This is a genomic window from Methanobrevibacter arboriphilus JCM 13429 = DSM 1125, from assembly GCF_002072215.1.
In the GTDB taxonomy this organism is placed as follows: Archaea; Methanobacteriota; Methanobacteria; order Methanobacteriales; family Methanobacteriaceae; genus Methanobinarius; species Methanobinarius arboriphilicus.
Window position 1 is genome coordinate 34,390 of sequence record NZ_JXMW01000021.1, and the last position, 13,302, is coordinate 47,691.

The 13,302-nt window shown below is 24.0% G+C and carries 11 protein-coding genes; 2 read left to right on the forward strand and 9 right to left on the reverse strand.

Going from position 1 to position 13,302, the window contains the following annotated elements; genetic code table 11:
- Window positions 1–191: 191 nt before the first annotated feature.
- From coaBC to MBBAR_RS08215, 9 genes are all read right to left on the reverse strand, one after another.
- Window positions 192–1,418, reverse strand: coding sequence for a bifunctional phosphopantothenoylcysteine decarboxylase/phosphopantothenate--cysteine ligase CoaBC (gene coaBC / locus MBBAR_RS08175; protein WP_080460872.1), 1,227 nt, complete (start codon window positions 1,416–1,418; stop codon window positions 192–194).
- A gap of 309 nt (window positions 1,419–1,727) precedes the next feature.
- Window positions 1,728–2,276 (reverse strand): PsbP-related protein, encoded by a 549-nt coding sequence (locus MBBAR_RS08180; protein WP_080460873.1) that lies wholly within the window; start codon window positions 2,274–2,276, stop codon window positions 1,728–1,730.
- 33 nt (window positions 2,277–2,309) lie between these two features.
- A complete protein-coding gene (locus MBBAR_RS08185) occupies window positions 2,310–2,987 on the reverse strand; it encodes a hypothetical protein (protein WP_143746174.1) in 678 nt (225 codons plus the stop codon).
- A gap of 270 nt (window positions 2,988–3,257) precedes the next feature.
- A complete protein-coding gene (gene pheA, locus MBBAR_RS08190; RefSeq protein WP_080460875.1) occupies window positions 3,258–4,094 on the reverse strand; it encodes a prephenate dehydratase in 837 nt (278 codons plus the stop codon).
- 420 nt (window positions 4,095–4,514) lie between these two features.
- The gene (locus MBBAR_RS08195) at window positions 4,515–5,339 is read right to left on the reverse strand and encodes a CBS domain-containing protein (protein ID WP_080460876.1); all 825 of its coding nucleotides are present in this window, start codon (window positions 5,337–5,339) and stop codon (window positions 4,515–4,517) included.
- 289 nt (window positions 5,340–5,628) lie between these two features.
- Entirely contained in the window at window positions 5,629–6,576 is a 948-nt protein-coding gene (locus MBBAR_RS08200) for a CBS domain-containing protein (protein ID WP_080460877.1), read from the reverse strand.
- 599 nt (window positions 6,577–7,175) lie between these two features.
- Window positions 7,176–7,916, reverse strand: a complete 741-nt coding sequence (locus MBBAR_RS08205) for a 7-carboxy-7-deazaguanine synthase QueE (protein ID WP_249025055.1) — start codon at window positions 7,914–7,916, stop codon at window positions 7,176–7,178.
- Window positions 7,876–8,538: a 6-pyruvoyl trahydropterin synthase family protein gene (locus MBBAR_RS08210; protein ID WP_080460879.1), complete on the reverse strand. Its 663-nt coding sequence runs from the start codon at window positions 8,536–8,538 to the stop codon at window positions 7,876–7,878. Before MBBAR_RS08210 ends, MBBAR_RS08205 begins: the two co-directional genes overlap by 41 nt.
- A gap of 156 nt (window positions 8,539–8,694) precedes the next feature.
- On the reverse strand, window positions 8,695–9,417 hold the full coding sequence (locus tag MBBAR_RS08215) for a DUF366 family protein (protein WP_080460880.1): 723 nt from the start codon (window positions 9,415–9,417) through the stop codon (window positions 8,695–8,697).
- Window positions 9,418–9,895: 478 nt separating this feature from the next.
- On the opposite strand from MBBAR_RS08215, the gene MBBAR_RS08220 reads away from it, so the two are divergent.
- Window positions 9,896–11,032, forward strand: coding sequence for a DNA polymerase subunit beta (locus tag MBBAR_RS08220; RefSeq protein ID WP_080460881.1), 1,137 nt, complete (start codon window positions 9,896–9,898; stop codon window positions 11,030–11,032).
- Between the two features lie 396 nt (window positions 11,033–11,428).
- A complete protein-coding gene (locus MBBAR_RS08225; RefSeq protein WP_080460882.1) occupies window positions 11,429–12,718 on the forward strand; it encodes a homoserine dehydrogenase in 1,290 nt (429 codons plus the stop codon).
- Window positions 12,719–13,302 lie beyond the last annotated feature (584 nt).

The following is a 13,302-nucleotide window of genomic DNA, read 5'->3' on the forward strand; positions in this document are numbered from 1 at the left end:
TTTAATATATTATTTGTAAGTTCACCATAATAAAGTTTACTATAAAAATACTACAATAAATAATCGTAATAAAACCAATACAATCAACCTAAAAATACTATTAAAAATAATACTATTAAAAATATTATAATATAAATATACTGATTAAAATCATATTATTCAAACTTTTTTTTATAGTTTAAAAAATCTTTTTAGTTTAAAAATCTTTTTTCTAGTTTATCAAATATTATTTCAGCTATTTCTGATTTAGAACAAACTGGAAGTTCGAGAATATCATTATCAATCAGTAAAACTTGGTTATTATCAGAACCAAATCCACAATTTTCAATACTAACATCATTAGCAACAACTAAGTCAGTACCCACTTCTTTCATTTGTTTTTTAGCTAAATCTATCATTTGATCATTTGAAATATTATATTCAGCTTTAAAACCTACTAAAAATATATTAGGGTTTATTTGTTTTATCTGTTTAATAATCTTTTCAGTTTTCTTAAATTCTAGAGATAGGTTGATTGAAGAAGATATTTTAGAATCTTTTTTATTGATTGGAGCGAAATCAGAAACAGCAGCAGTAGCTATAAAAATATCATATTCATTTACTAATTCTTTTGTCTTTTTATTCATTTCTTCACTAGATTCAACATAAGTCACATCCAAACATTTAGGTATATCCACATCCACTATTCCAGCTATAATTTTAACATCTAAACCTCTTGAATAAGCCTCTTTAGCTAATTCTAATCCCATTTTTCCAGAAGATTTATTACTTATACCCCTTATAGGATCAATAGCTTCATAAGTTCCACCTAAAGTAATTAAAACTTTTTTACTTTTTATATTTGAAATTTCATCATCTCTTTCATTTATAAAATCTTCATTTTTATTACTTTCAGCTATATTCTTATTTAAACTAATCAATCTTTTAGATTCTAATACAATATCAGTAATCTTTGGAAATTTAGCTTTACCTTCTTCTATTCTAGGATTTACAAAATTTAATTTATTATAATCAGATTCTGATTTAATCTTATTAATATTATCTGAAATTGATTTAAACATAGAGTCATGCATAGATGGAACAAATAAAATAGGGGTGTTATGACCATGAGCAGTTATAAGAAGTGAATTAATAGGATTATCAGATATTTTATACGTAAATTTGGTTATAACATTGGCAGTAGCTGGAGCAACTAATATTAAATCAGCTTGAGAATATTTAACATGTTCTATTTGACCAGTGAGATCCAGAACAACATTTTGACCAGTGGCAAACTCCATAGAATTAGGATGAATTATCTGTGTAGCAGCATCACTCATAAATGCTTTAACTTCAAAATTTTGTCTTCTTAATTCTCTAGCTAATTTAATTGATTCAGTAGCAGCTATACTTCCAGTTATACATAATATAATTTTCATTTTAAACCCTCAAGGCTAATTTTTTATGATTAAGTTTTGAAAAATATCAATTATTAAAAATAATTAAATCTAAAAATTAAATTTAAATATAAAAGTCAAAGATTAAATCTAAAAATCAAGTTAAATATTAAATTTAAAGATCAAGTTTATTTAAAGATTAAATTTAAAGATTAAATCTAAAAAGATCAAATTTAAATATTAAAATTAAAGATCAAAGACTAAATTTAAAAACTAAAATTTAAAAAATTAAAGTTAAAAATATAATAAATTTAAACGATAATTATGAGTTTTTAAGTTATCTTAAATCTTTTAAGTTATTTTAAAGTTATTTAATATAAAATCAAAGTTTTTAATTTGATTTTGGAAATCTTCCTGAGGAGCTGTACATAGAATAACAAAAACTTCACCATTATTTTCTATCCAAATTGCCCTATGTTGTTTTATTGACTCATTTGCCTCTTGAGTGTAAACAGCTTCTAATGCATTATATGAGCCAATAGATGTGTTTCCTATAGCAACTGGAGTGTAACTCGAATTTGAAAATAGTTTAGAGTATGTTTGATTAAAGTAAGTATCCAAAGATGAAGGAAGCTCTTTTTTTTGAATATTAACATTAACACTACTAAATCCAGTTACAGAATCTTTAAATTTAGGATCTGCAACAGCTATTATAGAATTATTTACATCAGATTGTGCTACAACCCAAGATCCAGGATATTTAATCAAAACACCATTTTTAGCCAGAGTTTTAGGAGGTTCTGTTCCATTAACACCAGAATTATCACTAGATGAAGTGATACAACCAGATACAAAAATAACAGCTATTACAAGTATGATACCTAAAATATATTTTTTCATTAATTCACCCATTTAATTCTTTGGTGTTATAGATCAATTAGAAGTTTTAGATTCAGAATTACCAGAATTTCCGCCACTAGAATCTCCAGAATCAGTATTGTCCCCATTATCATTACCATTGCCGCCACTATCCGAATCATCATTAGAATCTCCAGAATCAGACCCATCACTAGAAGAATTAGTATCAACAGATACATCAGTAGTAGTCTGAATACTACTATTATCAGAAGTAATGTTTGTAGCATTAGCTAAAAAATCAGGGAATGCATTATCATCAACCATAACAGAAGCAGCAGGAATAGCTGTTTGAGGACTAGTGAACAATCCAAAGCTTATTCCAACTAGAAAAGCACCGATTAAACATACAACAGCTAAAATAGCATATTTTCCTTTATTAGAAACTGGAACAGTTTCTTTTATATTTTTATCATCTTTTGATTTTACTACATATTTGTTAATAAGATCTTGATCTTCTTTTTTACTAGCTTCAGCCATGCTTCTTTGAACAGAATGAGTTTTAAGTTTTTCATCACTTTTTCTACCTTGCATAGACCTTATTCTATTTGTAGCATCCAGATTAGCTATTCTATTAGAATATTCATTAGATAAATACTTATATTTATCTTCAGAAATATTTCCTGCCTCATAATCTTTTTTAAGCTCTTGCATAATCTGTAAAAGCTTTTGTTTATCTTGATTAATATTATCCACCTCATAAGGCTTTTTTCTAAAAATAATATTTAAAATATTAACTTAATTATATTAATTCTTATTATAATACATTAGTATCTTATTTAATTTATTATTTTATTATAACACATTTAATATTTATTTTGTTAATATATATTTTTATTAATATATATTTATAAAAAATCAATAAATATATTTATAGTAAATATACATTTTTATAACAAATTTTATATAATAATTTAAACTTTTAATTATATGAATTAATTATATGTAAACTAGTTTATTTATAATTTATCCAAGATTTACTTTTGGTCCAAGATTTACTTTTGGATAAGAACCCAATATTTTTAAATAAGATACTTTTTCTTCAATAGTATTTAAGATATTTTCAATAATATCTTCATTTTTATGGCCTTCAAAATCAACAAAAAATATATATTTACCAAGTCCTTCTTTAGAAGGGCGAGATTCAATCTTAGTAAGGTTAATATTATTCTTTGCAAAAATTCCTAAAATATCATGAAGCCCCCCAGGATTATCATCAAAAAGAGAGAATAAAATTGAAGTTTTATCATTACCAGAAATTTCAGTTTGATCTTTAGAAAGTACAATAAATCTTGTTTGATTATTTTTTATGTCCTGAATATTTTTATCGATTGCTTTTAAACCATATAATTCTGCAGCTTTTAATGTTCCAATAGCCCCCACACCAATTTTACCTTTTATAGACTTAGCAGCTGCAGCAGTGCTTAAAGTGAAATGAGTTTTCATATTATGGTTTTCTAGATAATTTTGACACTGAGCCAATGCTTGTGAATGAGAATATACGTCTTTTATATCACTGATATCAATAATATTATTGTAATTATCTTCATCAACAAGAAGATTATGGCTAATTGGTATAATCAGTTCTCTTTCAATATTAAGATTAATTTTATGAGCTAAAAGATCTAAGGTTAAACCAACTGGGCCTTCAATAGAATTTTCAATAGGTACTATACCTTTAAAGCATTCATCAGTAACAACAGAACTCATAACAGAAGGAATAGAACAATAAGAAACTAATTCACCCTCTAAAATAGATGCAGCTTCATGAGTGAAAGTGCCCTTAGGACCTAAAAAAGCAATTTTAGACTTTTTTTGACTATTATTTGAATTTAATTTTGAATCTATATTAAAAACTCCTTAATAAATTATTTAAACTTATTTAAACCTATTTAAACTTATTTTAACTTATTTAAAGTTATTTAAAACTATTTAAACTAATTCAGATTAAACTAATCAAAGTTAATCCATTAATCTAACTTAATCTAAGCTAATATAATTTAATCTAAATTAATTTAAACTAATATAATTTAATTTAAATTAATATAATCTAATTTAAACTAATTTAAGCTGATCTAAACTAGTTTGAGTTAGTCCAAGTTAATTGAAATTAAATTTTTAAAACTATAGCTATATATATGACTAAAAATTAATTAAAATGCCAAAAAAGGATAAAAAATAAGAAATAAAAAGAATAACTAAAGGAAAAAAAGAACTAGTTAATTATCCTCCTAGTTCTAAATCAACAATTAAACCAAGTAAATCAGATTGAGTAACAATACCAATAACTTGATCTTCTTCATTCACAATTGGATATCCATTATATCCAGTTTCTAACATTGCATTAGCAACATCAGATACACTAGCATCTGAAAGTATTCTATTGACATTTGGAGACATTGCCTCTTCAACCAGTATATTTTTTATTTGTGCTTGTTTATATTTATCTGGAACATGTTTTCTAAATGAAGTTAAAGCCCTAGCTATGTCTTTAGAGGTTAATATACCTGCAAGTTCGTTATTTTCGTTTATTAAAAGTCTTCCAATATTAGAATCCATTATAACCCTTCTTGCATGAACTAACCTATCTTGAGAAGAGACTGATATTAATTCACTACTCATTATCTCAGTAACTAATATTTTTTCATATGCTTTCCCTTTACAAATATCTATAAAATCAGATTTAGTAATTATTCCTACTAGATCACCATTAGAAGTAACAGGGACTGCACCAATATTCTTTTCAAGAATCATTTTAGCTGTTTTATTAATATCCATATCATCTTCTACAGTAATAACATCTTTAACCATTACTGTAGAAACATGAAAATGAGAAGGAGCTAAATTGCCATATTTTGAAGATCCTAATTTTGTAGCAATATCTTTTTCTGCAATAATTCCTACTAACTCTTTTTCATTGTTTTCATTTTGATTAGTGACAGGAAGTCTTGATATTTTGTGTTTTTTCATTAATCTAAGAGCATCACAAATATTTTGATCTTTATCAATAGTTACTAACTCTTCAGACATTAAGTTTTTTACTTGCATATTTATCACCAAAGCATACGAAATTTTATAAAAATATTAATCATGCACTAAAATCTATATATAAGCTAAAAATTGCATAATATACCAATTTTACATAATATATCAATTTTATTATATTAAATTTCAGGACAATCCATTTTAAAATAGAATATAAACCTTTTTTTATTAATTATAAATGATTTTAATAAAATAACATTTATTAATTATAAATCTTATAATTAAATAAGGTTTATATCAACATTTCTCAATAATGAACAAAATCTATTATCTGTTAATTATACTTATTTAATTACTTTTTAATCGCCTTTAAGATATCACTTTCAGTTATAATACCTAAAAGCTCTCCATTTTTAACAACAGGGACCCCACCAATATCTTTTTCTCTTAATATTTCACACAAATCTCCTAAACGAGTTAATGGCTCAACAGCAATAACTTCATCCTCCATTATCTCAGAAATTTTAGTTTCTAAAACCCTAAGAGCACTATTGGATTCCATTTTACTAAATAGTTCGTTATCCCCTAAAAATTTTAAAACATCACTAGAAGTTATAATACCTTCTAGACTTTCTTTCTCATTATGCACAGCAGTATCTTCTATAGCTTTTGCTAAAATTGGAATTCTTCTAAGTTTATTTCTAACCATTATTTTAGAAGCACTTTCAATTGGTGTACCAGGAGTAGTTGTAATAACATTGTTACTCATAAAGTCTTCAACTAGCTCTTCAGTTAAAACACCTGCCATAGCCAAAACAAAATCTCTTTCAGTTATAATACCCACTAATTTTTCATTTTCATCTGAAATTGGAAGAGCACCAACATCTTTCTCTAACATTAAGCTAATACAATCATTGATTGAATCTTTGTTTGTCATGGAGATAACATCACGAGTCATTATTTCCCTTACAGACTCATTTATAGCTCTTAAAAAGTTATCATTATACTTTTCTTCAACTATATTAAATTTATCCCCTCCTCCTAAGAAATTTAAAATATCCATAGCAGTTACTATTCCTAAAAGTTTTTGAGATCCAGGATCTGTAATTGGAATTCTTCTGAATTTTTGTTTTACCATAACTTCAGCGACTTCTATTATACTAGTAGTTGGAGGAACAGATATGACCTCTTTTTTAGCTAATGACATTATGTCACCAACATGTTCTGAAACTCTGGTTTCACTTTCTATAGATCCTCTTTCCATGGATTTTCTTAAGTTTATGGCACTTTTGTCTTTCATTTATACACCTCTATAGACATAACGCAAAATTAGATAACTTAAAATAAAAGTTTATATTATATAAGAGATTTTTTAACTTCTGTTGTTTGTTATCTAGATTATATATATCTGTGATTAATCATAAATATTTTTTGTTTAATTTTCAATTTTATAAATAATATCAACAAATTTTATCAATAAGTGTAATAATATTTAATAAATATAATCAAGATTTAAAAAAATATAAATATTTCTAAAAATCATGCAATTTTATATGAAATAAGTGCATAATATATAATAAAACAATCCATAATAACAAAATAATCCATAATAAAAAAAAATCAATCTATAACATTTTAATAAAGTAATTAATAATAAAAAAATAAAATAAATAGAAAAATAATAAATAGAAAAACAATAGAAATAATAAAAAATTAAATGATAAAAATTAATAATACCTAATAAAAAGTTAATAAAAATTTTATAATAAATTGATTAAAAATAATTATAATACAAATCAATATTTACAATATTATCAATACTACACTATTCTAAATCAGTATTACTATATTCTAGCTTAGTATTACTATATTTTAAATTAATATTATTATATTTTAAATTCATTCAATATTAAGAATTTTATGTGTTTGAGGAATAATAAAAACATTAAAATATTCACCAAGAGACTCTGAAAACTCAAAAAAAGCATTTGATTTATTTTTCCACTGTTTTATAGGACTTTCTGGTTGAAGTACAATTGAAAATTTATCATTTGGAAATATTTTATGAATTTTTTCCCCTAATTCTTTTATAGTAGCTAAACTAGTTGAAGGAGATACTACAATTTTACAATAAAAGTTTTTTTTATTAGCTATCAATGACTTTATTGAAAGAATTTCATTATTAAATATTTCCTCATTCCAATCCTTATTAAAATGTTCTGGAAGCTTTAAATCTAATGATACACAGTTTAAATTATTAATTTTAGATAAAGAATCAGGCAATGTGCCATTGGTTTCGATCATAATTTTAAAATCAGTTTGACTGATTATTTCATTGATAAAATCAAAATATAACAAAGGTTCGCCTCCAGTAAATGAAATAGAATGCAAATCTGGAGTTTCTAATTCTTTAATTTTCTTAACTACTTCTTCAACAGACTTTAAGATTCCATTATTAACATTTTGACTATTCTTAGTGTCACAATAATTGCAATTTAGATTACATCCAGCAAAACGAATAAATATTTGTCTTTTGCCAATCCATAACCCTTCTCCTTGAAAACTCGAGAAAATTTCTACTATAGGTGCTTTCATTAAATCATTCCTTTTTACAGAAAGCTCCTTGACCAATTCCTTCATTTACACAGACAGATACAGAATCAATTTCATGACCTTTCTCTTTTAAATCTTCAAATATAATATTTGCAAAATATTGTGATAATTCTTCAGCAGAGCTGTGTTTTAATGGTAAAAGGACACAGTCTTCCATTGGGAACTTATACTCCTTATTTTTAATAATAAATTCCACATAATCTTTATTGCAGAAATCAAGAACAGATAATTCATCTGAATTCGATGATTTGTTTGAATCCATAGATTTATCTGAATCTGCAGATTTATCTGAATCTTTATAATCCTCGGAATCTGTAGACTTATCTAGATCTTCATCTTGATAATCTTTTGATTCTTCTTTTTCATCTGAATCTAATTCTTCAAAATGATTTATTCCTTTAAATTTCATATTTTTATTATTAATTGGAATTAAAACTCGATGATCTAATTTTTTACATATAGATCTTACAGAATTTTTTACATCTTTAAAATCAACCACAAAATCATAGTCTCCAGATCTATTACCTTCAATTTCTACATCTACAAAATAAGAATGTCCATGAATAAACCCACAAGAAGCATGGGCAGGGATAATATGAGCAGATGAAAATCTTAAACCTGCATTAATTCCATTAATCATAATCTTCATAATTTTTACTCCATTTATTATAATATAATAACTAATAAATTAATTACTAAAAAACAAAAATAACAAATTAAAACATAAAACAAATCATAAAACATATAATTATCAATAATATAATTATCAATCATAACATATAATTATCAAAAAACTTATTAAATATTACAATAAATTAGTTTTGCTTATGTCTAATTCAATATCATTCAATTCATCCATATAATTTTTAACAATATTATTTATAAAATCAATTAGATTAATATCATTCATATTAGCATTATCTAAACTAATATAATTTAAGTTGGTTTTATTTATATTAGTATTGTCTAATTTAATATTATTTAAATTAATATCTTCAAATAATTCAAGTATTCCAATAGTTTCAACATCTTCAGGAGTTCCTTCACTAGTTAAATTTATTCCTAAATGGATTTTCATAGAACTTTGAGATATTGTAGCTATTGAAACTGTAAGTTTTTTATAAATAGTTTTGGATAATCTATTTGAAGATTTACTTTTGGATTTGGATTTGGGTTTAGCTTTAGAAACAATATAAATATCATCTCCTTTACGAATAGATTCAATTCCCATTTTAGACAACATATCCTTTAATATAACAACCAATAATCTTTGACGCATATAAGCAATCCTTAAATTAGCAGGTTGCTCGTCAAAGTGTTCTACAATAATATTAATAATTTTATCTGACTTTATTTCTAAACCAACATCTTCAAAGTCCTTTAAATTATCAGGAGTGATATTCATAGAGCCAATCCAAGTTATTATGCTCGAACCTTTTATTCCAAATGATTTAAAAGCCCAAGAAGCTTCTATTTGACTCCCATCATATTCAATACTTTCTTCAAGATGTTTATGAGTAATTAACATGTAAATTCCACATATATCCTAATTAGAATTTCTATAACTAAAATTTTCATTATTTTCTTAATAAAAGTTTTAAATTCTTATAATTTTTTAATCCTATTTTTTAATAATTCTATAACTTTTTAATAAGATTATCTATTAACTTTTTAATAAGATTAGTAATTTTAATAAAGTATGAAATAGTATATGAATTTAGCTATTATTATAATTATACTATTAAATTATAATATAAAAAAATAATTATAATATAATTATATTATTAAAATAATTATTAAAATAAAAAAAATTATTATCAAAATATAAAAATTCTAAAATATAAAAATTCTAAGATATAAAAATCCTAATATAATTATATTTATACTCAGTATAATTATTTATTATTATAATAAATATTATTCTTATAATCTATTCCTTATAGTCGCTATTTAATAAATTAGCAAACTTAAAGGGGATAGTAAATTTTAAAAAAGGGGCAATATTCATGAAAGTTAGAACTAGAGATTTCATTTATACTAAAGATGATCTTTTCTTTGCATCTACAAATTATATTCATCCAGAGGATAGATTTATTTCATTTTTAAGATATATCCCTGATGAAAATGGAGATCGTGAAAAGGATGGAAAAAAATATTCAAAAGTCACATCAGAAGAAGCTTATGATTATTTAAGAAAATATCATCCGGAATATTTGTATTTTTGTGATATTAGTCAAGTGGAAATGATGGGTGTTCCAAAAAACAAAGTGCAAGAAATTATAAAACCTGAAGAAAGATTAAATGAAATAATGAATGATGAAAAAGAAAAACCTTCAAATAATCAGCTAATAAATAAATTATTAAAGATAGCTGACTTTTTTCATTATAAGGCAGAAATAGATTATAAAAATCTTGGAATATCTGGTTCTATTCTTCCAAAACTTCAAAAAGATACTGTTTCAGACATCGATTTTGTGGTTTATGGTCTTGAAAACCACAGAAAAGCTATGGAAACATTTAAAAAATTTAAAGGTAAAGAAGTTGAAATTAATAAAATTGGAGTAGATGATGGAAAAAAAAGAATCAAAACAAATAAAAAAAACGAAATAAAGAAAATAACTCTTAATCCTATAAAAGATGAATATTGGGAAAAAGTTTACAATAAAAGAATGAAAGATTCTAGTTTAACAAAAGAAGAATTTTGTTGGTATGAGGATCGTAAAAATAACAGAGGGATAATCGAAGGTACATTATTTGATATTTTAGCTACTCGTAATTGGGACGAAATAGAAGGTAAATGGGGAGACACCCGATATGAACCAATTGGAATAGCTAAAGTAGAAACTGTTGTTGAAGATGCAATTGCATCATTTGATAATCCTGCTACATACAAAGTTAAAGATTTAAAAGTATTAGAAGTTGATGATGGAAATGAAAAATTAATTAATAAAGTTAATGAGATTTCTTCATTTACTCATACATATGCGGGGCAAGCTATTGAAAATGAAAGGATAATAGCAAAAGGAAAGGTTGAACGTGTTTTAAAAGGAAAAGGTCAAAATAAAGAAGAAAGTTATAGATTAATTGTTGGAACCACAAGAGAATCTATAAATGAATACATAAAATTGAAAAATATACCTTAAAAGAAGATTCCTTGAAAGTATTCCTTAAAAATATTCCTTAAAAAATTAAAAAGAATATTGTTAAAAAAGATAAGTATTTAAAGTGATAAGTATTTTAAATAGCTAAGTATTAAAGTGATAAGTGTTTTAACAAAATCATTTAAGAAGAACATACTCAAAATCATAATTATAAATAATAAAGAATTAAATATAGAATTATTAAGAAATAAATATAGAATTATAAATAATAATTAAATATTAAAATTAAAATTTATAAAAATTTAAAATTAATAATTTATAAGAATTTAATATTTATAAAAATCTAATAATTTAAGAAGAAATTAGAAAATTAAAGATAATCAATATCAAATACAATATCAAATACTAAATATCAAATATTATACTTGAGGAGATCTAATGAGTAAAAGTGAAATAAACATAGGGCTTATTGGTTTTGGTACAATAGGTGCTGGAGTAGTAGAAATATTCAATAAAAATCAGGATATTCTTTCTAAAAAATGTGGAAAACCAGTGCATCTTAGAAAAGTTGCAGATTTAGATATTACAACTGATAGAGGAGTTAAAATAGATGAAAGTATTTTAACCACTGATGTTAATGATGTTTTGGAAAATGATGATATTGATATTGTTATTGAACTTGTTGGAGGGTATGAACCCGCTAAAACATTTGTTTTAAAAGCTATGGAAAATGGAAAACATGTTGTTTCTGCAAATAAAGCACTTATAGCTAAGCATTGGGAAGAACTAATAAGTACTGCTGATGAAAATAATGTGCGGTTCTCATTTGAAGCTAGTGTTGGAGGAGGAATACCAGTTCTTCAACCTTTGAATGAATGTTTATCTGCAAACCGTTTTGAAGCTATTTATGGAATTATGAATGGTACAGCTAACTACATTCTAACAAAAATGAGTGAAGAAGGATTAAAATTTGAAGATGTTTTGAAAGAAGCTCAAGACAAAGGTTATGCTGAGGCTGACCCTACATTCGATATAGAAGGTCATGATACTGCTCAAAAATTGATTGTGCTTACAAAACTTGGTTTTGGAGAGTATGTTCCTCAAGAAAAATTCCATGTTGAAGGAATTACAAAAATAACTCCTGAAGATATAGAATTTGCTAAAAATGAATTAGATTATGTGATAAAGTTATTAGGAATAGCTAAGCAAACTAATGATGGACTAGAAATTAGAGTTCATCCTACTTTTATTAAAAAAGATCATCTACTAGCATCAGTTAATGATGTTTTTAATGCAATATATTTAATAGGTGATTTCGTAGGGCCTGTTATGTTATATGGTCAAGGAGCTGGAAGGATGGCAACAGCAAGTGCTGTTGTTGGTGATTGTCTTGACATTATATTTAATGAAAGTAAAAGAATTAGCTATGGTCCAGTAGAATCTCAAGTTAAATCAATGAAAAATATAGATGATGTTGTATCAAAATATTATATTAGCCTAACTACAGTTGATGAACCAGGAGTTCTCCAAACAATTACTGGAACATTAAATAAAAATGGCATAAGTATTGAATCAATAACACAAAAAACAAATATAGATAGTGAATCAGTCCCAATAATAATTGTTACTCATGAAACTGAAGAGAAAAATATTCAACAAGCTATTCAAAAAATAAATGAATTAAAAGAAGTTGAAGGAGAAAGTAAGTTAATTAGAATATTAGAATAATGTTTTTACTTTTTCCTTTGCCTTTTCTTTTTATAAATATTATTATTTAAATTATTATCTATTTGATTTCTACTTAATATTCTACTTAATATTCTAAATAATATTCTAGAATATTCTATATTATTTTATATTATTCTATATTATTCTAGTTAATATCTATAAATTTTATTTTATGCCTCGATTCTAAGTTTAATCTCTATTTTATTCTATTTTTTATTTTATTCTATTTAATACTCTTTTGATATTAATATTAGTATCTCTATTAGCATTTCTACTAATATTATTAGTATTTTTACTAATTATTTCTATAATATTTTTATTTTTTTATTTTTATTAATATTATTAATATTATTAATTTTATTTTTATTAATTTTTTGTCCTAATTTTTATTATAATTACTTTTATTATAATTATAAAAATTTTTTATTTTTATAAAATTAAGAAATCTTTGATTTTTTAAATAATTATAAAAATTAATAATTATTTTAAATAATGCTTATTTTAATAGCATTTTATATTTAATAATATTTTTAACTTTTATAAAAATTTTAATTTCAAATATATTTAACTTAAACATTTTAATT